Source organism: Streptomyces sp. NBC_00490, assembly GCF_036013645.1.
Lineage (GTDB): Bacteria > Actinomycetota > Actinomycetes > Streptomycetales > Streptomycetaceae > Streptomyces > Streptomyces canus_F.
Genome location: NZ_CP107869.1, coordinates 1,879,034 through 1,901,984 on the forward strand (window position 1 = coordinate 1,879,034; position 22,951 = coordinate 1,901,984).

Sequence of the window (22,951 nt, forward strand, 5' to 3'; positions counted from 1 at the left end):
TGTACACCCTTGCGCCCGGGTGCGCGCCACAGTGGCGGGGCATCGCATCCCTGACCGACCGTCGAGCGGGGAGGCGCGTGTGCACGGACCGGCTTCGCCCGGCTGGCTGCTGGTGGCACTGTGTGCGGCGACCGGGGCCTACTGTCTGCTGCGGATGCGCAGCGAGGTCGAGGAGCAGCGCCGCGCGGCGGGTGGCGAGGCGCTCATGGGCTTCGGCATGGCCGCGATGGCCGTACCGGCGGCGGTGTTCACCCCGCCGTCGTGGGCCTGGTCCGGCTATGCCCTCGTGTTCGGCGCGGCGGCCTTGCGGGCGCTGTGGGCGGCACGGGCGAGCTCCCACCATCTGCACCACCTGGTGGGGGCGGCGGCCATGGTCTACATGGCGGTCGTGATGGCCGCCTCGCCCGGGCATCACGCGGGATCCGGGATCCCTTTGCTGACCGGGGTGTTGCTCCTCTACTTCGTGGGGTACGTCCTGCTGTCCGGGGTGCGGCTGGTGCCCGTGGCCGCCGGGGGCGGGACCGTCGGCTGGGGCGACCGGCCGGAGCTGGCGCGGGCGTGCCGGCTGTCGATGGGGATCGCCATGGTCGCGATGCTGGCGACGCTCTGAACACCTCCGTGTCCTGCGTCACTTTGCCCTCGGGGTCCGTACCCCTGGGTGGTGGGCCGCTCATAGGCTGCTCCCATGATGGTCCCCGCGGCACTGTTGCTGCTCGGCGCGCTGACCGCCGTCCTCGCCCCCCGGCTGCTCGCCCGGGCCGACTGGGCGGACCGTGAACCCGTGGTCGCCCTGTGGGTGTGGCAGTGCGCGGTGGCGGCCGTACTTCTGTGCTGTGCCCTGTCGATGACGCTCAGCGCGGCAGCGGCCTGGCAGGCGGTGCGCGGCCATGTCTTCGCGCCGGCGCCGTCCGGGGTCGTGGAGGCGTACGCGCTCGGCAGGGGCGGCAGCTGGGCGGCGACGACCGCGGTGACGCTGGCGCTGGGCGGGGTGTGGACCGCGGCGATGCTGATCCGGGAGATCGTACGGGCGCGTGCTCGGCGCCGGCTGCGCAGGGCCGAACTCCTGGTGCGGGCCCCGATGTTGCCCGGCGAGGAGCGGGGCGCCGGCCCTCTCGTGGTCCTGGAGGGCGAGCGGCCCGACGCCTGGTGGCTGCCCGGGGCGGCGCCCCAACTGGTCATCACCACGGCGGCGTTGCGCCGCCTGAAGGGGCGCCAGCTGGACTCTCTGCTGGCCCACGAGGAGGGGCACGCGCAGGCCCGGCACGACTGGCTGCTGCACAGTTCGGCCGCGTTGGCGGGCGGGTTTCCGCAGGTTCCGGTGTTCGCCGCGTTCCGCGACGAGATGCACCGGCTCGTCGAGCTCGCCGCGGACGACATGGCCTCCCGCCGCTTCGGGCGTCTGACGACCGCGCTGGCCTTGGTGGAACTCAACGAGGACCGGGGAGTGTTCGGGCCCTGCCCGACCCCGCAGGCCCATGTCCCGCAGCGGGTGAACCGCTTGCTGACCCCCCGGGACCGGCTCACGGCGGCCCGCCGGCTGCGCCTGACGGCGACGGCGGCACTGGTGCCGGTGGTTCCGGTGCTGGTGGCGTTCGTGCCGGGGTTGCGCGCGCTCGGCTAGGGGCCTGTCCGGCGGAATTCGCCTCCTGCCCCGCCGGTCGGCGAGGATCGTAGTATGCACTCGCCGACCGTCGACGCCCCGTCCCACCCGCAGGGCCAGCGCACCGCCCTCCGCTCGGCCGGTGTCCTGACCGTGTGCTCCGTACTGCTGCTCACCCTGGTCGCGGTCCGGTGGCACCCGCTGATGAGCCTCGACAAGGACATCGCGACGACCACGCACCACTGGGCGGTGGACGAGTCAGGGCTCACCCATGCCTTCCGCATCCTCACCGACTGGGTGTGGGACCCGTGGACGATGCGACTGCTGTGCGCGGTGGTCGCCCTGTGGCTGATGTGGCGGCGCCAGGCATGGTGGACGGCCCTGTGGCTGGGGGTCACGTGCTTGCTGGGCACCCTGTTGCAACAGGGGCTCAAGGCCGCGGTCGACCGTCCCCGCCCGGTCTGGCGGGACCCGGTCGACTCGGCTCACTACGCGGCCTACCCCTCCGGCCACGCCATGACCGCCACGGTCGTCTGCGGCCTGCTGCTGTGGCTCCTGCACCACCACGGCGCCGACCGCCGTGTCTTCCGCGCGGTGCTGGCCGTGTCCCTCGTCTCCGTCGTCGGCGTCGGCGTCACCCGTATCTGGCTCGGCGTCCACTGGACCTCGGACGTCGTGGGCGGCTGGCTGCTGGGGGTGCTGGTGGTGGCCGTGGCGGTGTTCGTGCACGCGCGGCGGAAGACGTGAGCTACCGCTATGTGGGACCGGCGGAGATCCGTGCGCGGGTCCGCCCCGGCGCCGGGGGCCGTGCCATCGGGTCACCGGCCGACCTGGGCGCCTGGGTGGCCGAGCGCGGCGAGGCCGAGGCGCGGGAGCCGTACACCTTCGTCGTGGACCTGGACGGCCGGCTGCGGCTCGCGCCGCGGCGCAGCGAGCACGTGGCCTGCGCGGGCGGCGGTTCCGTACTGGCGGCGGGCGAGATGGCCTTCAGCCGAGCGTCCGGACCGTGGACGGCCCACGAGATCAGCAACCAGTCGACCGGCTACTGCCCGGACCTCACGTCGTGGCACGCCGTCGCCCGTGCCCTGGAGTCCGCCGGTGTCGGCCATCCCGGCCGCTTCACCCACGAGGTGGTGTTCCGTCGCTGCGAGGGGTGCCGGGAGTGCTCCGTGGTGCGTGAGGGCGACTTCGTGTGCGTGTTCTGCGGCAGTGATCTTCCGGTCGAGTGGAACGTCGACTCGTAGGATCTGCGCATGATCGCAGTGCTGTTCGACTTCTCCGGGACCCTGTTCCGTATCGAGTCCACCGAGTCCTGGCTGCGCGGAACGCTCGCGGAAACCGGGATCGCGCTCCCCGAGGCCGAGATCACCGCGGCTGCGACGGCGCTGGAGGTGGCGGGGGCGCTGCCGGGCGGGGCGAATCCCGTGCGGGTGCCCGAGGAACTGGCGGGCCGGTGGGCGACCCGGGACGAGAGCGCCGAGCTGCACCGGGCCACCTACACCGGGCTCTCCCGGCAGGTGCCGCTGCCCGACCCGCGGCTGTACGACCGGCTCTACGACCGGCACCGGTCGCCGTCGGCCTGGCAGCCCTACCCGGACGCCGCCGAGGTGCTCCGGGCGCTGCGCGAGCGCGGGATCGGCGTCGGGATCGTGAGCAACATCGGGTGGGACCTGCGGCCCGTGTTCCGGGAGCACGGCCTCGACCCGTACGTCGACACGTATGCGCTGTCGTACGAGCACGGCGTCCAGAAGCCGGATCCGCGGCTGTTCGCCCTCGCCTGCGAGAGCCTCGGGGCCGACCCGCGCGGGACGTTGATGGTCGGTGACGACCGGCGGGCCGACGGCGGTGCGGCCGCGCTGGGCTGCGGGGTGCACTTCGTGGACCATCTTCCGGTGACCGAGCGCCCGGACGGGCTGCTGGCGGTGCTGGATCTCGTGGACGGGGCACGGGAGAACGCCACCGGTAAGTAGCCTCAGGCCACCACTGGGGCGTAAGAACCGCCCGTCTCGGGCGATCCCCCGCGTCGCCCGAGACAGACGGCAGCCCTGACCAGCCGTTTCACCGGCCGGTCCGGACGACTTGAGTATAGTTGGCTGGTAACCAGTCAACGCAGGAGTTACAGCATGTCCCCGCGCAGCGCCTCGGTCAATGAAGAGTTGCGCCGTCGTTCCCGGGAGCGGCTCCTGCAGGCGGCCGTCGAGCTGGTCTCCGAGCACGGTTACGAGGCGACGACGCTCGGCGCCATCGCGGACCGGGCCGGTTCGGCGCGTGGGCTGACCTCGTACTACTTCCCCGGCAAGCGCCAGCTCGTGCAGTCCGCCGTGCACCGGCTGATGCACCGCACGCTGGAGGAGGCGCTGGAGCGCGAGCCGCGCACCGACGACGGCAAGGAGCGGATGGCGCGGGCCATCGACGCGATTCTGGGCCTGGCCCGGGATCGGCCCGTGCTGATGCGCCAGCACATGGCCGGGCTGCTGCACGCCGAGGGTTTCATGCCGTGCCCGGAGCAGCGGCGCCTGGCCGAACTGCTGAGGGACACCGTCGCCCGCAACGGCTCGGGCGACGTCGACGCCGACTATCCGATGCTGCGCGCCCTGCTCATGGGCTCGGTCTACGCGGCCCTGGTGCCCGGGGTCCCGATGCCGATCCCGGTACTGCGGGCCGAGTTGTTCGGGCGCTACCGGCTGGACTGGGAACTGGGCGTCCCGCCGGACACCGATGAGGCGTCCGGCGGGACGTACGAGACCGATCTGTCGCGTTTCTTCGCGACCGGGGATCCCGCGGCCGGTCAGTCGAAGTAGTCGGGCTGCGTCTGGACGTTGAGCTCGCCCAGCCGCACCCGCTTCGCCGGGTCCGTGCGCCGGTCGTTGATCTTCAGGACGTCGAAGCCCTTGGCGATGTCGTTGGAGTAGATGTAGCCGTTGTAGTAGTACGCCGACCAGGGACCGGCCGTGGTGAGCTGCTCGGTGTTCACCGGGCCGCGCTCGAAGTAGCCGATCTCCTTCGGCTTCGAGGAGTCGGTGAAGTCCCAGACGGAGACGCCGCCCTGGTACCAGGCCTGGACCATGATGTCCTTGCCCTTGACCGGGATCAGCGAGCCGTTGTGGGCCACGCAGACCTCGACGTCCGCCTGGTAGCGGGGGATCTTGAAGTAGCTGCGGAAGACGAGCTTGCGCTTGTCGCCCTTGCCGACGATGTCGTAGATGCCGTCGGCGCCACGGTTCGGACCGATCGCCGCGTTGCAGGTGGCCGCGCCGCCGCCGCCCAGCTCGTCGGTGAAGACGACCTTGTTCGCCTTCTGGTTGAAGGTCGCCGAGTGCCAGAACGCGAAGTTGACGTTGTCCTGCACCCGGTCGATGACCTTCGGGTTCTCGGGGTCCTTGATGGAGAACAGGATGCCGTCACCCATGCAGGCGCCCGCCGCCAGGTCCTTCGAGGGCAGCACCGTGATGTCGTGGCAGCCGGTGGTCTTGGAGACGCCCGGGTTGGTGGGTCCGCCGGGGTTGCCGCCGCCGTCCGGGCCCTCACCCGGGAACAGCACCGGGAAGCTCACGACCGCCGCGTTCTGGGGGGCGTTGCGCGGCACCTTGATGACGGAGATGCCGTCGTGGGGCGGCTGGCAGTCGGGGTAGGCGGCGTTCGGCGAGTACGAGGAGACGTAGACGTAGACGTCCTTGCGCTCGGGCACCAGCGTGTGGGTGTGCGAGCCGCACGCGGTCTCGACGGCGGCGACGTACTTCGGGTTCGCCTTGTCCCTGATGTCGAAGACCTTGATGCCCTCCCAGGAGGACTTCTCCGTCGCGGGCTGCGTGGTGCTGTTGCAGCTGTTGTCGGTGCGCGAGGAGTCGGTCGACAGGAAGAGCAGGTTCCCGGAGACCGAGATGTCGTTCTGGGAACCGGGGCACAGGACCTGGGACACGGTCCTCGGTGCCTTCGGGTTGCTGATGTCGTAGATGACGAAGCCGTCGAAGTTGCCGGAGAAGGCGTACTTGCCCTGGAACGTCAGGTCCGAGTTGAGACTCGCCAAGGCCTTGGGCGAGTTGGCCACGTGCTCGATGTTGTCGGAGTGGACGACCTCGTCCTTGCCGGGTATCTCCCCGTCGGCTATCGCGGCCCGGACCTCGGCCTCGGTGCTCCGGGACACTTTCTCGCCCACGGTCGGGCCGTCCCCGGGGTCGGGGGTCGCGGCCGCGGGTCCCGCCATCAGCATCGCCGCCAGGAGTCCGGCCGCGGCCGCGGCAACTCCCAGTCGTCTGTGCCGGGTTCGGGGGTTCTTCAACAGGATCACTGTTTCCTCCCTGAGTTCCGTTCACCTCGGAACGGTTCACGCACCACCGAAGTATTGTCTTCGCCATGCACATACCAACAGGGGGCAACAAGATCGCAATGAAGTTTTTCGCCCCGGTGACCCTCACCGCCCTCGCGATGCTGGGACTTGGCGCCTGTGACACGGCCTCGGACGCGGAACCGGCCCCGAGCGGACCGTCGGTGCTCGTGCCCGGCAAGCCCGGCGAGGCGAACCGCACCCTGTCCGCCGACGAGGCCGCGGACCAGCGCGCCGAGGACGACTCCCCCAACTCGGCGGACGTCTCGTACGCCCGGATGATGATCGAGCACCACACACAGGCACTGGAGTTGACCGAACTCGCCCCGGAGCGCGCGAAGTCCACGAAGGTCGAGAAGCTGGCCGAGCGGATCAAGGCGGCCCAGGGGCCGGAGATCGCCGCCATGCGGAGCTGGCTGAAGACGTACGGCAAACAGGAGACCCGGGAGGGCGACGCGCACGACCACGCCTCGATGCCCGGGATGGCCACCGAGGCACAGATCCACAAGCTGCGGGCCGCCAGGGGCACGGCCTTCGACCAGCTCTTCCTCACCCTGATGATCACGCATCACGAAGGGGCGATCACCATGGCCACCGACGTGAAGGGACAGGGCAACAACATCCGGATCGAGGAGATGGCCGACGACGTGGTCGCCCAGCAGACGGCCGAGATCTCCCGGATGCGGGACATGCAGTAAAGGCCCCCGCCGACCGCAACAGCCGCACTCAGCGCCGGGCGTGACGTGGCGTCAGGTACCCGGCGTCGCGCGCCTGCGCGATCAGCCGGAGCGACTTGCGGCGGCTGTGCCCGGTCGCGCACATCACCGCGAGCACCGGGTCGACGCCGTCCTCCTGGGCGGCCCGGTACTCCTGGGCGAGCAGCAGGCGGCCCTCCACGCCACGCGGCCAGGCGGGCCGGGCGCGCCGCGACCCGGCCGGCTCGTCGTCCCCTTCCGCCGGTCCGGCACCGCACGCCTCGAAGAGCGGGCCCTCGATCCAGTCGGCGAACACCGCGAGGTCGTCCAGCGAGAGGGCCGGCTGGGCCCGGACGTCCTCGACCGAGACCTGCCCCTCGGCCACGACGGCGAGCGCGTCGACCCGGGCACCGTCGGTGAACGCCAGCCGGACGTGGAACCAGGCTGTCGTCCCCTCGCCCTCCCGCACTTCCCACGCGGGCCACACGGACACCGCACCGTCCGTCGGGCAACGATCAGAAAGATTAAGAAACGATGCTTCTAGCACACACGCAACGTAACCGCATGATCACTTTCCATACCAACGGACACGCGTCCACGGACCCGTACAGCACCCTGTCAGCGCAGCTGCGACGGTGCGATGCTGGAGACATCAGCGATCTCCTCTGATCCCTCGGGTAAGGAGTACCGCCGTGCTTCGTGTCGCCGTTGTCGGCTCCGGGCCGAGCGGGTGCTACACCGCCCAGAGCCTGGTCCAGCTGGATCCCTCGGTCCGCGTCGACGTCCTGGACCGCCTGCCGTGCCCGTACGGCCTGGTGCGCTACGGGGTGGCGCCCGACCACGAGAAGATCAAGTCCCTCCAGGGCAATCTGCGCACGGTCCTGGAGCACGAGCGGGTGCGCTTCCTCGGCGGGGTGCGGGTGGGCGAGGACGGGGTGCCCGCCGCCCGGCTGCGGGAGCGGTACCACGCGGTCGTGTACTGCGTGGGGGCCGCCACCGACCGGCATCTGGGTGTTCCCGGCGAGGATCTGCCGGGCAGCTGGTCGGCGACCGAGTTCGTGTCCTGGTACAGCGCCCATCCGGATGCCGTGGACGACGGATTCGTCCGTGACGCCCGCTCGGCCGTGGTCATCGGCGTGGGGAACGTCGCGGTCGACGTGGCGCGGATGCTGGCCCGGGGCGCCGCGGAGCTGAGCCCCACGGACATGCCGCAGGCGGCGCTCTCCGCGCTGGCGGCGAGCCGGGTGACCGAGGTTCACATGGTGGGTCGCCGGGGCCCCTCCCAGGCTCGGTTCACCACCAAGGAGCTGCGCGAGCTGGGCGCGCTGCCGGACACGGAAGTGACGGTGGATCCGCAGGAGTTGGCGCTGGACCCGGCGTACCTCGCCCCCTCCGCGCTGCCCGCCGCGCCGCGCCGCAATGTGGAGGTGCTGCGCGGCTGGGCCACCGCTCCCGGGCGGTCCGCGGCGCGCCGGATCCGCATGCGCTTCTTCCTGCGTCCCGTCGAACTCCTCGCCGAGCACGGACGGGTGGCGGCGGTGCGCTTCGAACGGACGGCGCCCGACGGGCAGGGCGGGGTGACGGGGACGGGCCGGTACGAGGACATCGCGGCGCAGCTGGTGCTGCGGTCGGTGGGGTATCGCGGGGTGCCGCTGGAGGGGCTGCCGTTCGACCCCGCGACCTGTACTGTGCCGCACCTCGCCGGTCGGGTGCTGCGCGAGGGGGCCGTCGCGCCGGGCGAGTACGTGGCCGGTTGGATCAAGCGGGGTCCGACGGGAGTCATCGGCACGAACCGCCCCTGTGCGAAGGAGACGGTGACGTCGTTGCTGGAGGATGCCGCCGCTCTCCTGCGCAGGGAGCTGCCCGGCGATCCCCTGGCGGCGCTGCGGGCGGACGGGATCGAGCCCGTCGAGTGGACGGGGTGGTGCGCCATCGAACGGGCGGAGGCGGAGCTGGGGGCCACGCTCGGGCGGAGCGTGGTCAAGCTGCCGGACTGGGAATCGCTGCTGGCCGCGGCGCGCAGGAGCGCCTCGTAGCAGAGTGGAACGTGTCCGGGTGGGCATGACACACAGCGGCAACAGCTCGGAAATCAACAAACTGTTCAAGGAGCTTACGGTCTCGCTCATGACGACAACCGCTCCCGTACATCCCGTCGACGAAGTCCCACCCGTACGCCAGTTGGCCGCCTTCGGCCTCCAGCACGTCCTCGCGATGTACGCCGGAGCCGTGGCCGTCCCCCTGATCGTCGGCAGCGCGATGAAACTGTCGGCCGCCGACCTCGCGTACCTCATCACCGCCGACCTCCTGGTGTGCGGCATAGCCACGCTCATCCAGTGCATCGGGTTCTGGCGCTTCGGCGTGCGTCTGCCGATCATGCAGGGCTGTACGTTCGCCGCCGTGTCGCCCATGGTGCTGATCGGCACCACCGGCGGCGGACTGCCCGCGATCTACGGCTCGGTGATCGTCGCGGGACTCGCGATCATGCTGCTGGCGCCGGTGTTCGGGAAGCTGCTGCGCTTCTTCCCGCCGCTGGTCACGGGCACCGTGATCCTGATCATCGGGCTGTCGCTGCTCCCCGTCGCGGGCAACTGGGCCGCGGGCGGTGTCGGTGCGGCCGACTTCGGGGAGCCGAAGAACCTCGGGCTCGCCGCGTTCGTCCTGCTCGTCGTGGTGGGTGTGCAGCGGTTCGCGCCGGTCTTCCTGAGCCGGATCGCCGTCCTGACCGGCATCGTCGTCGGGCTCGCGGTCGCGATCCCGTTCGGGTTCACGGACTTCGACGGGGTCGGCGACGCGGACTGGCTCGGCGTCAGCACGCCGTTCCACTTCGGTGCGCCCACCTTCGAGTTCTCGGCGATCGTCTCGATGCTGGTCGTGGCGCTGGTGACGATGACCGAGACGACCGGTGACCTGATCGCGGTCGGCGAGATGACGGACCGCAAGGTCGAGCCGCGCTCCCTCGCGGACGGCCTGCGCGCCGACGGCCTGTCCACCGTCCTCGGCGGCGTCTTCAACACCTTCCCGTACACCGCGTACGCGCAGAACGTCGGTCTCGTCGGTATGACCCGGGTCCGCAGCCGCTGGGTGGTCGCCGCGGCGGGCGGCATCCTCGTCCTGCTCGGCCTGCTGCCCAAGCTGGGCGCGGTCGTGGCGGCCGTACCGGCGCCGGTGCTCGGCGGCGCGGGTCTGGTGATGTTCGGGACGGTCGCGGCGAGCGGGCTGAGGACGCTCGCGCAGGTCGACTTCAAGGGGAACAACAACCTGACGGTGGTGGCCGTCTCGGTCGCCGTCGGCATGCTGCCGGTCGGGGTGCCGGCGGTCTACGAGAAGTTCCCGGACTGGTTCCAGACGGTGATGAACAGCGGCATCAGCGCGGGCTGCCTGACGGCGATCGTACTGAACCTGCTGTTCAACCACCTTCCCTCGAAGGGCGGTTCAGTCGCTCCCGAGGCGGCCGTCCTGGCGGGAGGCGGCGCCGAGGAGACTGTCGAGAAGTCCCGGGAAGAGGTCGTCTAGGTCGCTCTTGCGCAGACCGTTCATCTTGGCGGTGCCCCGATAGATCTGCCGGATCACCCCGGCCTCGCGCAGCACGCGGAAGTGGTGCGTGGTCGTGGACTTGGTGACCGGCAGCTCGAACTGCGAACAGGTGAGCTCGTCGCCCACGGCGGCGAGCTCTCGCACGATCCGGAGCCGCATCGGGTCGGACAGCGCGTGCAGGATCGGCTCCAGCCGGATCTCCTCGCGCGCCGGGTGCGGAAGATCGCGGCTGCTGACGGCGGGAGAGGTCACGGTGGCTCCAGACTCTGCGGGGAGCCCATTGTACGAGACCTCTCGTAGTTTGACACCTTACGTACTACGATGCCTATCGTACGAGTCGACCGCTCGGTCCCGTGACGATTGGAGCCCGCCGTGAGTGCCCTCTTCGAGCCCTACACCCTGCGCGATCTGACGATCCCCAACCGGGTGTGGATGCCGCCGATGTGCCAGTACTCCGCGGCCCCCGAAGGCCCGGAGACCGGGGCGCCCAACGACTGGCACTTCGCGCACTACGCGGCGCGCGCGGCGGGCGGCACGGGCCTGATCATCATCGAGGCGACGGCCGTGAGCCCCGAGGGCCGGATCTCCCCGTACGACCTGGGGATCTGGAACGACACCCAGGTCGAGGCGTTCCGCCGGATCACCCGCTTCCTGGTGTCCCAGGGCACCGTGCCGGGCATCCAGCTCGCACACGCCGGCCGCAAGGCGGCCACGGACCGGCCGTGGAAGGGCGGCGCGCCGCTCGGCACGGACGGGTACGGATGGCAGCCGCTGGGGCCGAGCCCGCTCGCCTTCGACGAACGGCACGCGGTGCCGACCGAGTTGACGACCGCTCAGATCCAGGAGATCGTCGGCCAGTTCGCCGACGCGGCCCGCCGCGCTCTCGCCGCGGGGTTCGAAGTCGCCGAGATCCACGGCGCCCACGGCTATCTGATCAGCAACTTCCTCTCCCCGCACTCGAATCACCGCACGGACGCCTACGGCGGCTCGTACGAGAACCGCACCCGCTTCGCCCTCGAGGTCGTGGACGCCGTACGGGAGGTGTGGCCGGACGACAAGCCGCTGTTCTTCCGTATCTCGGCGACCGACTGGCTGGAGGAGGGCGGCTGGACGGCGGACGACACGGTCCGCTTCGCGGCCGACCTCCGGGCCCATGGCATCGACCTCCTCGACGTCTCCACCGGCGGCAACGCCTCCGGCGTCCGCATCCCGACCGGCCCCGGCTACCAGGTCCCCTTCGCCGCCCGGGTGAAGGCGGAGACCTCGCTGCCGGTGGCCGCGGTCGGCATGATCACCGAGCCCGAGCAGGCCGAGAAGATCCTGGTCAACGGCGAGGCGGACGCGGTACTGCTGGGCCGTGAGCTGCTGCGCGACCCGTCGTGGGCGCGGCACGCGGCGCGGGAGCTGGGCGGGGACGTGCGGGTGCCGGACCAGTACCACCGGTCGGTCTGAGCCTGTCCTCCCTCCGGAGTACGGCGCCCCCGGCGTGTACTCCCGGAAGATCGGGGTCGGTGTCTCCGGAGGCACGATGCGCCGGGGGCTCCCGGCGGCAAGGCTGGCGGCATCGAACGTCAGGAGGGCGCCATGAGCCGCCAGACCCGCATCCGCGTCAGCCGCCGACCCGCGGCCCCCCGGGACGAGAAGATCGACCGCAGGACACCTTCGGGACGCCTGCTGCCGTACTGAACCGCCGGAAGGCGGCCGGAGAGCTCCGGCCGCCCCGCTGGACGTCAACCGGTCGTGCAGGCCGTTCCGTTGAGGGTGAACGCGCCCGGCGCCGCGCTGTTGCCGGTGTGCGTCGCCTGGTAGCCGATGCTGACGCTCGCGTTCGGGGCGAGCGTGGCGTTGTACGAGGCGTTCGTCGCCGTCACCGTGCCGGAGCCCGGCGCGTAGGTGGCGTTCCAGCCGTTGGTGATGGTCTGGCCGGTGGGCAGGGTGAAGCCGAGCTGCCAGCCGTTGAGCGCGCTCGTGCCGGTGTTGGTGATCGTCACCGAGGCGGTCAGCCCGGTGCTCCAGGCGTTGGTGGTCACGCTCACCTTGCAGGGCCCGGCCGGGGGCTGGGGTGCGGGGCCGTCGCTGTCGAGACCGAAGAACGTGAGGACTCGGGCCGCCATGCCCCAGGCGTACAGGTTGTGGCCGACGCCCTGGAGGCTGATGGCCTCCACCGGGGCCTGGTCACCGGTGCCGCCGTAGCGGGTGCGGGTCCAGCCGGACTGGGGTGTGTCCGTGGCCGCGGGGGTCTGGCTGACGCCGCGGACGTTCGTCCACTGCTTGATCTCCTCGCCGAAGTTGGGGTAGCGCAGCACGTCGTCCTCGGTGCCGTGCCACACCTGCATGCGCGGCCGGGGCCCCGTGTAACCGGGGTAGGCGGCGCGGGCGATGTCGCCCCACTCCTGCGCGGTGTGGATCACGGTGCCCTGGGCACAGGCGCTGTTCCACTCGGAGCCGTCGGTGGTGGCGAAGCAGCCGAACGGCACACCCGAGAAGGCGGCACCCGCGGCGAACACGTCGGGGTAGTCGCCGAGCAGGACGTTGGTCATCATCGCGCCGGAGGAGATGCCGGTGGCGAAGATGCGGCTGGTGTCGGCGTCGTACGCGCGGACGGTCCAGTCGACCATGGACTTGATGCCGACCGGGTCGCTGCCTCCGCCGCGCCGCAGCGCCTGGGGCGAGGCGACGTCGAAGCACTTGCTGGAGCGGGTGACCGACGGGTAGACGACGATGAACCCGTACCGGTCGGCGAGCGAGGCGTACTCGGTGCCCGAGTACATCGCCGGGCCGGAACCGGTGCAGTAGTGGACCGCGACCACGATCGCCGGGTTCTCGGTGACGCTCTCGGGGACGTACAGGTACATCTGCAGATTGCTGGGGTTCGTCCCGAAGTTCGTGATCTCGGTGAGCGTCGCGGTCGGGGCGGCCTCCTCGCGGGCGGAGGCCTGCGGGGCGGCGAGGAAGCCGGCGGCGAGTAACGCCACCAGCAGTGCGTGGAGCGCGACGAGGACCGCGCGCAGCGGTCTCCTCGCGGGGGTGCCGGCAGTGGCGGACACGGTGGATCCCTTCGTGATGGCGGCTCGTGGGGGCATCGCTGAGGGGAGTAACAGGCATGGTGACATGCACATGGCCGCCATGGAAGCGCTCCCACGCACCCTGTTGCCGACGCAATCCGTTGTGCGCAAAGCGTTGACTAGAAAGCGCTTGCCCCCTACGTTCCGTTCAGCAGCGTGACCAACGGGCTGAACGACAGGCTCTGAAGGTCACAATGTCCGCACACCGCTGTTTAGATTCGCGAACGATGTTCACGTACATGTTCGAGTAAGCCCGGCCGAAGGGACGCACCCCACATGCGTACTCGCGCTCACTTCCGTCACCACGAACCGCGGCAGTGACGTGGACGGTCACGCGAATCTGCGCGGCAACGATCTCGGGCGGGGCCGCCACCGAGATCTCCCGGGTCGGCACGTTCACCGCGCCGCCCCACGGCTGCACCGCGGAGCCCGCCTCGACGGCCGTCACCTCGGTGACGTCCGGCGCGGGCGCCGCAAGGCTCTGACACCCCCCAACTGGAAGAAGGCATCGGGACATGACTTCACCAGCACTACCGCGCACCCGCAGGCGCGCACTGACCGGCGCGCTGACCGCACTCGGCCTCTCGTCTGTCATGATCACGACAGTGGGTGCGCCGACGGCGAGCGCCGCGACCTGGCCGACGGCGAACGGCAGCCAGGCCGTCTCCTCGACCATCCAGCTGTCGGGCACCAAGGACTACGGGATGAAGCGCCTGTACGGCTCGGGCGCCCTGGGCAGTGACAACCAGGACGAGGACCAGGGCCCGATCCTGGAGCTGGCGGCCGGCACCGTCCTGAAGAACGTCATCATCGGCGCTCCCGCCGCGGACGGCATCCACTGCTCGGGCAGCTGCACGCTGCAGAACGTCTGGTGGGAGGACGTCGGCGAGGACGCGGCGACCTTCCGCGGCTCCTCGTCGTCGAACGTCTACACCATCTCCGGCGGTGGCGCGAAGGAAGCCAGCGACAAGGTGTTCCAGTTCAACGGCGCCGGGACGCTCAACGTCTCCAACTTCGCCGTGAAGAACTTCGGCACCTTCGTCCGCTCCTGCGGCAACTGCTCCACGCAGTACAAGCGGACGATCAACCTCAACACCATCGAGGCGACCTACAAGGGCAGCAAACTCGTCGGCATCAACACCAACTACGGCGACAGCGCGACCCTGCGGGGCATCACGATCGTCGGGGACACCAGCAAGAAGATCATCCCGTGCCAGAAGTACATCGGCAACAACTCGGGCAAGGAGCCGACCACCAACGGCACCAACCCCGACGGCACCTACTGCAAGTACGCGACGTCGGACATCACCTACAAGTAGTCCCCCCACGGTGAAGGCGGCCGTACGAAGCGTCCCCCGCACGGCGCTTCGCACGGCCGCCGCATCATGTGCCCAGCTCCCGCCGGTAGTTCGCGTACGCGGCGCGCAGGGCCTCCCCCGGCCAGCCGCCGGGCAGGAGTTCGCCGGGCAGGACGGGATCGGCGAGCAGATGCCGTACGACCGCCGCGAAGGCCGTGAAGAGCTCCGCGGGTTGATCCGCGCGGGCCGCGTGGGTGAGCAGCGCCCGGCCGGTGGCCGCCCAGGCGTCGAGCGGCCAGAGAGCTGCGGCCAGTTCGCCCGCGGGGCGGTCCGGGCGGGCGGTACAGCGCTCGGCCACCTGCGCGAGGTCGTCCGGCAGCGGGCGGCGCAGATTGGCGGGCCGCAGCCAGACACCCTCGCGGAGCTCGGCGAGCCGGAGCGCGGTCAGCCGGGTGCGCAGGTCGGCCCGCTCGGCGGGGCCGCGTCCCGTCGCGGTGATCACGAGCATCTCCCAGTCGCCGCTCCACGCGCGCGTGCGGGGATGCACGGCGTCGTCCTGGCGCCGCTGACGGTCCAGCAGCCGGTCGCTGAGCCGGTACACGGTGTCCGTGCGCCGCAGGTCACCGGCCGCGACCATCCGGCTGAGCGCGGCCCGCGCGGTGGAGCCGCCGACACCGAAGGGCTCCACGCGGCGGACGAGCTCCTTCACCGGCAGTTCGGGCGGATGCGCCCCCAGCAGCAGGCTCAGCACGACCGAGCGTGCGGAGAGCGGGCGCAGTTCCAGCTCGTCGGGCCGCACCGTGATGTTCGTCCGCATGGTCACGTACTGTATGCCGTATTGCATGATTGCTGCGGTCGCACTGATAGTGCAACACTCGGTCCATGGACTCCACGAGCGCGACGCACGACGTCACCAATCAACCCCCTCCCCTGGCCCCGTACGACGCGTCCGAGGACACGGCCCTGCTGGAGGGGCTGCGCCGCGAGGGTGCGGGCTGGGCCGAGGAGGACGTGCGGCGGCTCGGGCGGCTGGCCGGGAGCGCGGAGGCCCAGGAGTGGGCCGAGCTCGCCAACCGCCACGAGCCCGTGCTGCGCACGCACGACCGCTACGGGCACCGCGTCGACGAGGTGGAGTTCCATCCGAGCTGGCACCACCTCATGCGGGTCGCGGTCACCGAAGGACAGGCCGGGGCGCCCTGGGCCGACGACCGGCCGGGCGCCCATGTCGCCCGTACCGCGGGCGGCCTGGCCTGGGGACACACCGACGCCGGGCACGGCTGTCCGACCTCGATGACGTACGCCGCCGTCCCGGCCCTGCGACACCAGCCGGAGCTCGCGAAGGTCTACGAACCACTGCTGACCGCCCGGGAGTACGACCCGGTCCTGCGGGTGCCCACCGAGAAGCGCGGTCTGCTGGCGGGCATGGGGATGACCGAGAAGCAGGGCGGCTCCGACGTCCGCACGAACAGCACGACCGCCACCCCCACCGCCGAGCCCGGGGTCTACACGCTGCGCGGGCACAAGTGGTTCACGTCGGCGCCGATGTGCGACGTCTTCCTGGTCCTGGCACAGGCACCGGAGGGATTGTCCTGCTTCCTGGTGCCGCGCGTCCTGCCCGACGGCAGCCGGAACACGTTCCGCATCCAGCGCCTCAAGGACAAGCTGGGCAACCGGTCGAACGCCTCCTCCGAGCCCGAGTTCGACGGGACCGTCGCCTGGCTGGTCGGGCCCGAGGGGCGGGGCGTCAAGACGATCATCGACATGGTCAACTGCACACGTCTGGACTGCGTGATGATGTCGGCGACGCTGATGCGCAAGACGCTCGTCGAGGCGGGCCACCACGCACGCCATCGCAGCGCGTTCGGTGCCCGGCTGGCCGACCAGCCGCTGATGCGCAACGTGCTCGCGGATCTGGCCCTGGAGTCCGAGGCCGCGACGACGCTCACGCTGCGGCTGGCCGGGGCCGCCGACCGTGCGGTGCGCGGCGACGAGGGCGAGCAGGCCTTCCGGCGCATCGCGACGGCCGTGGGCAAGTACTGGGTCACCAAGCGGGGCCCGGCCTTCACCGCGGAGGCCCTGGAGTGCCTGGGCGGCAACGGCTATGTGGAGGAGTCGGGCATGCCCCGCCACTACCGCGAGGCTCCCCTGCTGTCGATCTGGGAGGGCTCGGGGAACGTCAACGCCCTCGACGTGCTGCGGGCGTTGGTGAAGGAGCCCGGCACGGCGGACGCCCTGTTCGCCGAACTCGCCCTGGCGCAGGGGGCGGACGCCCGCCTGGACGCGGCCGTGGCACGGTTGCGGGGGCTGCTGGCCTCCGCGTCCGAGAGCGGCGCCCGGCGCCTGGTGGAACAGATGGCGCTGACCCTTCAGGCCTCCCTGCTGGTCCGCCACGCCCCGGCCCCGGTCGCCGACGCCTTCTGCGCGACCCGCCTCGGCGGTGACTGGGGGCACGCGTTCGGCACGCTTCCCGACACGGCCGGCCTGGGCGCGATCCTGGGGCGTGCGCTGCCCGAGGAAGGCTGACCGGACAGCAACGACCGGCCACCGTAGGGCCGTTGGCAGACAGTCACCCCGCGATTCCGCTTCGTTGTCAGTGCCGTGGTGCAGACTCCGATCAGTTGGCGTTCGCATGGGGGAGGACAGCGTGTTCACGGGGATCGACGAGGTCGACTGGGCTTCGATGCGGCATGCGTACGGCAGCGCGGAGGACGTGCCCGGCCTGCTGAAAGGGCTGGCCTCCGCGGACGCCGCCGAGCGGGAGATCGCGCTCGACGGGATGTACGGGGCCGTGCACCACCAGGGAGACGTGTACGACTCGACACTCGCCTGCGTGCCGTTCCTCTTCGCACTCGCCGCGCGGGAGGAGGTGCAGGAGCGCGCCGGGATCGTGGAGCTCCTGGTCAGCATCGGTGGGGACGGCGAGGTGCCCGAGGACGGCCCGTACGCCACGGCCAGGACGGCCGTGCGGTCGGGTGGCGAGGTCTTCGAGCGGCTGACCGGTGACCCGGACGCCGCGGTGCGCGGGGCCGCCGCGGGCGCCGTCGTGCGGTTCCTCGGCGAACCGGCACCTGTGCTGGGCCTGTTGCGGGAGCGGATCAGGGTGGAGCGGGACGACCGGGTGCTCCTCGCGCTGGCCGAGGCGCTCGGGTTCCTCGCCCGCCACCACCCCGGGCACGCGGCGGAGGCCGTCCGCCTCCTGGAGGCCCAGAGCGCACCGCCGTTCGGCCCCGGGCTGCGGCTGGCCGCGCTCGGGCAGCTCGCGGGCTGCGCTCCCGACCGGCTCCCGGCCGACCTGGTGCCCACGGTCGTCGCGCTGCTCCGGGAGCGGTCCGCGCACCGGCCCGTCGCACCGGGCGAACCCGTCCGTCCGGACACGGACACACTGGTCGGCCGGCTGCGGCGGCTGCGCCCCTCGGACGAGGAGGGATCTCAGCTGCTGCGTACCCTGCACACCGCGCTGGGCGGCCGGGTGGACGACCGGATCGCCCTGCTCAAGGGCCAGTTGACCAGCCCGGACGCGACCGACCGGTGCAACGCCGTGTGGATGTCGATGGGCCTGATCGGCGAGTGGCGCGGCGACCACAGCGAACCCGTCGCACTGATCGGGGCCCAACTGGGCACCGAAGAGGGCCGGTTGCTCGAAGCCGCGACGTCCGTCCTGGAAGGCCTGTTCGAACTGGCCGCACCCGCCGCCGACGACCTCGCCGCGCTGGTGACGCGCCGCCCCGATCTGTGGGTGCAGCCCTTCGAGCGCAGCCCTTCGTGGTTGGGCGGGCCGCTCAAGGCCTTGGCCAGGTGCGGGGATCCACGAGCGGTGCCGGTCCTGGGCGAGGTGCTCGCGGGGTCCGACGTGCCCGACGAGCTGGGCCGGGTCGTCCGGCACCTGGGGCGGGCCGCGGCCCCGCTCGCGCCCGCGCTGCGGGAAAGGCTCGCGAACGTCCCCCTCGACGCGTCGGACACCTACGACCGTGCCGGTCCGCTGCTGATGGCGCTGAGGGAACTCGACGACCGGGACAGCGTGCCGCTGGTGCTGCGGCTGCTGCTCGGGACGCCGCAGGAACACCGGTCGAGGGACACCTTGGTGGAAGAAGGGCTGCGCACGCTCGGGGCATTCGGGGCCGCGGCGCGCGAGGCGATACCGGTGGTCCGGGGGCTGTTGGAGAGCGAGAGCGCGGTCGCGGCGGCGGCTTCACTGTGGGCTGTCGAGGGGGATGCCGAGCTCGTCCTGCCCGTTCTCCTGCGGGCGTTGGAGGGTGAGGGCCCCGGTCAGCCCTGGGCCGCGGCCGACGTACTCGCCGGGATGGGACCGGTGGCCGGGCCCGCGGTCGACGGGCTGCGGCGGCGGATCGGAGCGTCGCACCCGTGGGAGCGCAAGTCGGTGGCGTGCGCGCTGTGGCGGATCGCGGGTGATACGGAGCTCGCCCTGCCGGTGCTGCGCGACGCGTGGGCCCGGAATGTGCACACCCGCGTCCCCGTCGCCGAGTGCGTCGCGGCCATGGGCCCCGACGGCGCAGCCCTGCATGACCTGCTCCGGACCGAACTGGCCGCCCCACGACGGCACACGGCACCCGAGGGATACGGCATGCACGACGTCTTCACCGACGAGCGACTGCTGGACCTGTGCCGGGAGACGTTGAGGGACGCGTAGGCGCGGCCTCCTCACCACGAGCCGCCCTCGGCCCGCCGCCCGCTCCACATCGGCCCGAACCGCTCCCACTCTGCGTCCCACTGATCGATGCGGCGGCATTCCAGGCGGCCGCGCAGCATGCGGCCGGCGACGAAGGGCACGAAGGCGGCGCTCGCCCCGACCAGGACGCCGATCAGGGAGGCGCGCAGGGCAGCCTGGGAGGCGGTGGCCGGGCGGGTGACCAGCCGGCCCTCCCGATCCGTCCATACGCCGACCGTGGTGCCCGAGGGGCTGCCGGGGCGGACGCGGACCTGGCCGGTGTGGGACGAGCCGTCCGCCGCCGCCCAACGCACCTCCGCCCACACCTGGTCGCTGCTCGCCGTCCCCGTCTGCCCGGCGAACGTCCCGGGCGCCTCCTCCACGAGCCGTGCCTCGACCTGCCGCCACTCGACACGCTCGCGGGCCAGGCTGTGCTCGACGGAGCGAGCGGCGCCCATGCCGGCGAGCACCCCGGTGAGGGCGGTGAGCAGCCAGACCCCGAGCACGACCCAGGCCTCCACCTTGTCGGCGCGGCGCTTGAGCGGGTTGCGCCGCCAGCGCCATGACCACACCTTCGAACCACGCAACGCCATCGAAGGCTTCCTCCTCGTGAACGCGCGAACATGCCGGACCGCCTTTCCATACGGGGAACGGCTCCCCGGTGCTCACGGACCGGCGCACGGCTTCCCGCAAGCGGTTGCCGTCCCCGCTCTGACTCGCCCCTGACCTGCGGCGGAGCGGTTTGCGGGGGTGACTGTCAGTGCCGGGGTGCAGACTGGCCGATATCCGGGACAACGACGTCATGGAGGTGGTCGGCATGACCGAGGTACTGCTCGCCGTGGGCACCCGCAAGGGTCTGTTCATCGGGCGCAGGCGGGGTGGGACCTGGGAGTTCGACGAGAGTCCCTACTTCAACGCACAGGCCGTGTACTCGGTCGCGATCGACACCCGCGGCGAGCGACCACGGCTGCTGGCCGGCGGCGACAGCGCGCACTGGGGCCCCTCCGTGTTCCACTCCGACGACCTGGGGCGCAGCTGGACCGAGCCGGCCCAGCCGGCCGTCAAGTTCCCCAAGGACACCGGGGCTTCGCTGGAGCGGGTCTGGCAGCTGCACCCGGCGGCCGCGGAGCCGGACGTGGTGTACGCGGGCACGGAACCGGCCGCGCTGTACCGCTCGGAGGACCGCGGCGAGACCTTCGAGCTGGTCCGCCCGCTGTGGGAGCACCCCACGCGGTCCAAGTGGGTGCCGGGCGGCGGCGGTGAGGGGCTGCACACCGTCCTGACCGACAAGCGGGACCTGCGGGCCGTGACGGTCGCCGTCTCGACGGCCGGGGTGTTCAAAACGACCGACGGCGGGGCGAGCTGGACCCCCTCCAACTCCGGTGTCTCCGCGGTGTTCCTGCCCGATCCGGACCCGGAGTTCGGCCAGTGCGTGCACAAGGTCGCCCGGGACGCGGCGAACCCGGACCGGCTGTATCTGCAGAACCACTGGGGTGTGTACCGCAGCGACGACGCGGGCGCGCACTGGACGGACATCGGCGAGGGGCTTCCGTCCACGTTCGGTTTCGCGGCGGCGGCGCATCCGCACCGCGGGGACACGGCGTACGTCTTCCCGATCAACGCGGACGCGGACCGGGTCCCGGCCGACCACCGCTGCCGGGTCTTCCGCACGGCGGACGCGGGCAAGAGCTGGGAGCCGCTCTCGGCGGGGCTGCCGCAGGAGGACCACTACGGCACGGTGCTGCGGGACGCGCTGTGCACCGACGACGCGGACCCGGCGGGTGTGTACTTCGGCAACCGCAACGGCGAGGTGTTCGCATCGGCCGACGACGGCGACAGCTGGCGGCAGCTCGCGTCGCATCTGCCGGACGTGCTGTGTGTGCGGGCCGCGGTGGTCGGATGAGTCATGAGGGGGGACGGCCGGGCTTTGGCCACCGGTTGATCACCGCTATCCGTACGGCAGTAGGGTGACGCCGTGGCTCCACGACCCTTGCATGAAATCGTCGAACCGGGCTGGGCGAAGGCCCTCGAACCCGTCGCCGGACGCATCGCCGAGATGGGCGACTTCCTGCGGACCGAGATCGCCGCGGGACGCACCTATCTCCCGGCCGGGCCGAACGTCCTACGGGCCTTCCAGCAGCCCTTCGACGACGTCCGCGTCCTGATCGTCGGACAGGATCCCTATCCGACGCCGGGACACGCGGTGGGGCTGAGCTTCTCGGTGGGGCCGGAGGTGCGGCCGCTGCCCGGCAGCCTGATCAACATCTACCGGGAGCTGAACACGGACCTGGGCCTGCCCCAGCCGTCCAACGGCGATCTGACGCCATGGACCCAGCAGGGCGTGCTGCTCCTCAACAGGGCGCTCACCACGGCCCCGCGCAAGCCGGCCGCGCACCGCGGCAAGGGCTGGGAGGAGGTCACCGAACAGGCGATACGGGCGCTTGCCGCGCGCGGCAAGCCGCTGGTGTCCATCCTGTGGGGCCGCGACGCCCGCAACCTCCGCCCGCTCCTCGGCAACCTCCCGTCCGTGGAGTCCGCCCACCCCTCCCCCATGTCGGCCGACCGCGGCTTCTTCGGCTCCCGTCCGTTCAGCAGGGCCAACGACCTGCTGGTCGGGCAGGGCGGAGAGCAGGTGGACTGGCGCCTGCCGTGACCGGGGCGGGGGCCTCGCCCGTGGCTCCCCCGGCCGGCGACTCCGGATTCCTCGCCGTCGACTCGGGTGGCTCCGGGCTGCGGGCCGTCGTCGGGACGGTGCGGCGCGGGGCGTTGGCGCAGCGGGAGTCACGGGAACCGGTGCGCACCGGGGCGCGGGGCATCGACCCCGGACACCTGATGGAACAACTGGTGCCGATGGTGCGGACGTTGACCGCGCGGACGGGTGTCGGCCGACTGCGCACCGCCGTCGTCGGGGCCGCCGGTCTCAGCACCCTCGGCGAGGCCCTGCGTGCCGAGCTCCCGGACGCCCTGGGGCGGGAGTTCGGAGCCGGGCGGGTCGCTCTCGTCGCCGACGCCGTCACCGCCTACGCGGGTGCCCTCGGGTCGGCGCCCGGTGCCGTCGTCGCCGCCGGTACCGGGCTGATCGCCGTCGGGACGGATCTGACGCGCTGGCGCCGTGCGGACGGCTGGGGCCATCTCCTCGGTGACTGCGGCAGTGGCGCCTGGATCGGACGGGCCGGCCTGGAGGCCGCGCTGCGTGCCTACGACGGGCGGCCGGGCGGATCGACCGGACTGCTGGCCCGGGCCGAGGAGTTGTTCGGGGCGATGCCCGGACTGCCCGGGCTGCTCTATCCGCGTCCGGACCGTCCCGCCGTCCTCGCCTCCTTCGTCCCCCACGTCGCCGCCTGCGCCCCGGACGACCCCGTCGCCGCGGACATCCTGCGTACCGCCGCCCGGCACATGGCCGAGTCCGCGGCCGCCGTCTGCCCCGCCGAGGGGACGCCCGATGTCGCCCTCACCGGTGGCCTGTTCAAGATCGGCGCCCCCCTTCTCGTACCCCTGGAGGAGGAATTGGCGAGACGGCTGCCTCACGCACGCCGGGTGCCGGCGGCCGGAGATCCGCTGCACGGGTCCGTGCGGATCGCGACCGACCTCGCGACGGGGGCGCTCACTCTGCCGGGTGACAGGGCGATGCTGTACGTCGTGACCGGAACGAGCGACTGATCCAGACACGGCCGCCGCTTCCGATCCGTACGTAACTCATCAGACAAAACCGGACGGATACCGCTCACCTGCACCCTCCCCGAACAGGGAAGCCCAGTAAGCCAGTAAC

At 71.7% G+C, this 22,951-nt stretch carries 22 protein-coding genes and 1 pseudogene; 17 read left to right on the forward strand and 6 right to left on the reverse strand.

All coding sequences use genetic code 11. The features are described 5' to 3' along the window. The first annotated feature begins 79 nt into the window (after positions 1–79). The 6 genes from OG381_RS08425 (at position 80) to OG381_RS08450 (ending at position 4,401) form a co-directional block, all read left to right on the forward strand. Positions 80–610 (forward strand): DUF5134 domain-containing protein, encoded by a 531-nt coding sequence (locus OG381_RS08425; RefSeq protein WP_327715496.1) that lies wholly within the window; start codon positions 80–82, stop codon positions 608–610. 75 nt (positions 611–685) lie between these two features. Next, entirely contained in the window at positions 686–1,621 is a 936-nt protein-coding gene (locus OG381_RS08430) for a M56 family metallopeptidase (protein ID WP_327715497.1), read from the forward strand. 54 nt (positions 1,622–1,675) lie between these two features. Next, positions 1,676–2,347: a phosphatase PAP2 family protein gene (locus tag OG381_RS08435; RefSeq protein ID WP_327715498.1), complete on the forward strand. Its 672-nt coding sequence runs from the start codon at positions 1,676–1,678 to the stop codon at positions 2,345–2,347. Then, entirely contained in the window at positions 2,344–2,844 is a 501-nt protein-coding gene (locus OG381_RS08440) for a hypothetical protein (RefSeq protein ID WP_327715499.1), read from the forward strand. Before OG381_RS08435 ends, OG381_RS08440 begins: the two co-directional genes overlap by 4 nt. 9 nt (positions 2,845–2,853) lie before the next feature. Further along, on the forward strand, positions 2,854–3,570 hold the full coding sequence (locus OG381_RS08445) for an HAD family hydrolase (RefSeq protein ID WP_327715500.1): 717 nt from the start codon (positions 2,854–2,856) through the stop codon (positions 3,568–3,570). Between the two features lie 153 nt (positions 3,571–3,723). Then, positions 3,724–4,401 carry a TetR/AcrR family transcriptional regulator gene (locus OG381_RS08450; protein WP_327715501.1) on the forward strand — a complete coding sequence of 226 codons (678 nt, stop codon included), beginning with the start codon at positions 3,724–3,726 and terminating at the stop codon, positions 4,399–4,401. Here OG381_RS08450 and OG381_RS08455 read toward each other — a convergent pair. Then, positions 4,389–5,888 carry an LVIVD repeat-containing protein gene (locus OG381_RS08455; RefSeq protein WP_327715502.1) on the reverse strand — a complete coding sequence of 500 codons (1,500 nt, stop codon included), beginning with the start codon at positions 5,886–5,888 and terminating at the stop codon, positions 4,389–4,391. The two genes, OG381_RS08450 and OG381_RS08455, sit on opposite strands and share 13 nt — an antisense overlap. Positions 5,889–5,986: 98 nt before the next feature. Here OG381_RS08455 and OG381_RS08460 point away from each other — a divergent pair, with 98 nt between their 5' ends. Further along, positions 5,987–6,622 (forward strand): DUF305 domain-containing protein, encoded by a 636-nt coding sequence (locus tag OG381_RS08460; protein ID WP_327715503.1) that lies wholly within the window; start codon positions 5,987–5,989, stop codon positions 6,620–6,622. A gap of 28 nt (positions 6,623–6,650) precedes the next feature. Here the strand turns inward: OG381_RS08460 and OG381_RS08465 are convergent, their stop codons facing one another. Beyond that, positions 6,651–7,112 (reverse strand): DUF6214 family protein, encoded by a 462-nt coding sequence (locus OG381_RS08465; RefSeq protein ID WP_327715504.1) that lies wholly within the window; start codon positions 7,110–7,112, stop codon positions 6,651–6,653. Positions 7,113–7,311: 199 nt separating this feature from the next. Here OG381_RS08465 and OG381_RS08470 point away from each other — a divergent pair, with 199 nt between their 5' ends. Continuing rightward, the gene (locus OG381_RS08470; RefSeq protein WP_327715505.1) at positions 7,312–8,655 is read left to right on the forward strand and encodes an FAD-dependent oxidoreductase; all 1,344 of its coding nucleotides are present in this window, start codon (positions 7,312–7,314) and stop codon (positions 8,653–8,655) included. Between the two features lie 88 nt (positions 8,656–8,743). Continuing rightward, a complete protein-coding gene (locus OG381_RS08475; protein WP_327715506.1) occupies positions 8,744–10,132 on the forward strand; it encodes a nucleobase:cation symporter-2 family protein in 1,389 nt (462 codons plus the stop codon). Here OG381_RS08475 and OG381_RS08480 read toward each other — a convergent pair. Then, positions 10,052–10,405 carry an ArsR/SmtB family transcription factor gene (locus tag OG381_RS08480; protein WP_327715507.1) on the reverse strand — a complete coding sequence of 118 codons (354 nt, stop codon included), beginning with the start codon at positions 10,403–10,405 and terminating at the stop codon, positions 10,052–10,054. The genes OG381_RS08475 and OG381_RS08480 overlap by 81 nt on opposite strands. 120 nt (positions 10,406–10,525) lie before the next feature. Between OG381_RS08480 and OG381_RS08485 the strand changes: the two genes are divergently transcribed. After that, on the forward strand, positions 10,526–11,605 hold the full coding sequence (locus OG381_RS08485) for an NADH:flavin oxidoreductase/NADH oxidase (protein ID WP_327715508.1): 1,080 nt from the start codon (positions 10,526–10,528) through the stop codon (positions 11,603–11,605). Between the two features lie 278 nt (positions 11,606–11,883). On the opposite strand, the gene OG381_RS08490 is transcribed toward OG381_RS08485, so the two are convergent. Beyond that, complete coding sequence (locus OG381_RS08490) at positions 11,884–13,236, reverse strand: extracellular catalytic domain type 1 short-chain-length polyhydroxyalkanoate depolymerase (RefSeq protein ID WP_443061884.1); 1,353 nt, start codon at positions 13,234–13,236, stop codon at positions 11,884–11,886. A 277-nt stretch (positions 13,237–13,513) separates the two neighbouring features. Between OG381_RS08490 and OG381_RS08495 the strand changes: the two are divergent. Continuing rightward, a pseudogene (locus tag OG381_RS08495) lies at positions 13,514–13,703 on the forward strand (pectate lyase); the annotation flags it as partial. 30 nt (positions 13,704–13,733) lie between these two features. After that, on the forward strand, positions 13,734–14,537 hold the full coding sequence (locus tag OG381_RS08500; protein ID WP_327715510.1) for a pectate lyase: 804 nt from the start codon (positions 13,734–13,736) through the stop codon (positions 14,535–14,537). A 64-nt stretch (positions 14,538–14,601) separates the two neighbouring features. Here the strand turns inward: OG381_RS08500 and OG381_RS08505 are convergent, their stop codons facing one another. Continuing rightward, the gene (locus OG381_RS08505) at positions 14,602–15,333 is read right to left on the reverse strand and encodes a PaaX family transcriptional regulator C-terminal domain-containing protein (protein ID WP_327715511.1); all 732 of its coding nucleotides are present in this window, start codon (positions 15,331–15,333) and stop codon (positions 14,602–14,604) included. 65 nt (positions 15,334–15,398) lie between these two features. On the opposite strand from OG381_RS08505, the gene OG381_RS08510 reads away from it, so the two are divergent. Both OG381_RS08510 and OG381_RS08515 read left to right on the forward strand, forming a co-directional pair. Then, positions 15,399–17,039: a DNA alkylation response protein gene (locus tag OG381_RS08510; protein ID WP_327715512.1), complete on the forward strand. Its 1,641-nt coding sequence runs from the start codon at positions 15,399–15,401 to the stop codon at positions 17,037–17,039. A gap of 121 nt (positions 17,040–17,160) precedes the next feature. Next, positions 17,161–19,164, forward strand: a complete 2,004-nt coding sequence (locus tag OG381_RS08515; protein ID WP_327715513.1) for a HEAT repeat domain-containing protein — start codon at positions 17,161–17,163, stop codon at positions 19,162–19,164. A gap of 11 nt (positions 19,165–19,175) precedes the next feature. Here OG381_RS08515 and OG381_RS08520 read toward each other — a convergent pair whose 3' ends face one another. Next, entirely contained in the window at positions 19,176–19,775 is a 600-nt protein-coding gene (locus tag OG381_RS08520; protein ID WP_327715514.1) for an Rv1733c family protein, read from the reverse strand. 224 nt (positions 19,776–19,999) lie between these two features. On the opposite strand from OG381_RS08520, the gene OG381_RS08525 reads away from it, so the two are divergent. From OG381_RS08525 to OG381_RS08535, 3 genes are all read left to right on the forward strand, one after another. Next, the gene (locus OG381_RS08525; protein WP_327715515.1) at positions 20,000–21,085 is read left to right on the forward strand and encodes a WD40/YVTN/BNR-like repeat-containing protein; all 1,086 of its coding nucleotides are present in this window, start codon (positions 20,000–20,002) and stop codon (positions 21,083–21,085) included. Between the two features lie 72 nt (positions 21,086–21,157). Continuing rightward, positions 21,158–21,835: a uracil-DNA glycosylase gene (locus OG381_RS08530; RefSeq protein WP_327715516.1), complete on the forward strand. Its 678-nt coding sequence runs from the start codon at positions 21,158–21,160 to the stop codon at positions 21,833–21,835. A 20-nt stretch (positions 21,836–21,855) separates the two neighbouring features. Next, a complete protein-coding gene (locus tag OG381_RS08535; protein WP_327715517.1) occupies positions 21,856–22,842 on the forward strand; it encodes an N-acetylglucosamine kinase in 987 nt (328 codons plus the stop codon). The last annotated feature ends 109 nt before the right edge of the window (positions 22,843–22,951 follow it).

Bases quoted from the DNA above. Each gene is read 5' to 3' on its own strand.
- OG381_RS08435 (WP_327715498.1), top strand. From the start codon at position 1,676: ATGCACTCGCCGACCGTCGACGCCCCGTCCCACCCGCAGGGCCAGCGC.
- OG381_RS08520 (WP_327715514.1), bottom strand. From the start codon at position 19,775: ATGGCGTTGCGTGGTTCGAAGGTGTGGTCATGGCGCTGGCGGCGCAAC.
- OG381_RS08490 (WP_443061884.1), bottom strand. From the start codon at position 13,236: ATGCCCCCACGAGCCGCCATCACGAAGGGATCCACCGTGTCCGCCACT.
- OG381_RS08525 (WP_327715515.1), top strand. From the start codon at position 20,000: ATGACCGAGGTACTGCTCGCCGTGGGCACCCGCAAGGGTCTGTTCATC.
- OG381_RS08445 (WP_327715500.1), top strand. From the start codon at position 2,854: ATGATCGCAGTGCTGTTCGACTTCTCCGGGACCCTGTTCCGTATCGAG.
- OG381_RS08460 (WP_327715503.1), top strand. From the start codon at position 5,987: ATGAAGTTTTTCGCCCCGGTGACCCTCACCGCCCTCGCGATGCTGGGA.
- OG381_RS08510 (WP_327715512.1), top strand. From the start codon at position 15,399: ATGGACTCCACGAGCGCGACGCACGACGTCACCAATCAACCCCCTCCC.
- OG381_RS08450 (WP_327715501.1), top strand. From the start codon at position 3,724: ATGTCCCCGCGCAGCGCCTCGGTCAATGAAGAGTTGCGCCGTCGTTCC.
- OG381_RS08475 (WP_327715506.1), top strand. From the start codon at position 8,744: ATGACGACAACCGCTCCCGTACATCCCGTCGACGAAGTCCCACCCGTA.
- OG381_RS08505 (WP_327715511.1), bottom strand. From the start codon at position 15,333: ATGCGGACGAACATCACGGTGCGGCCCGACGAGCTGGAACTGCGCCCG.
- OG381_RS08500 (WP_327715510.1), top strand. From the start codon at position 13,734: ATGACTTCACCAGCACTACCGCGCACCCGCAGGCGCGCACTGACCGGC.
- OG381_RS08430 (WP_327715497.1), top strand. From the start codon at position 686: ATGATGGTCCCCGCGGCACTGTTGCTGCTCGGCGCGCTGACCGCCGTC.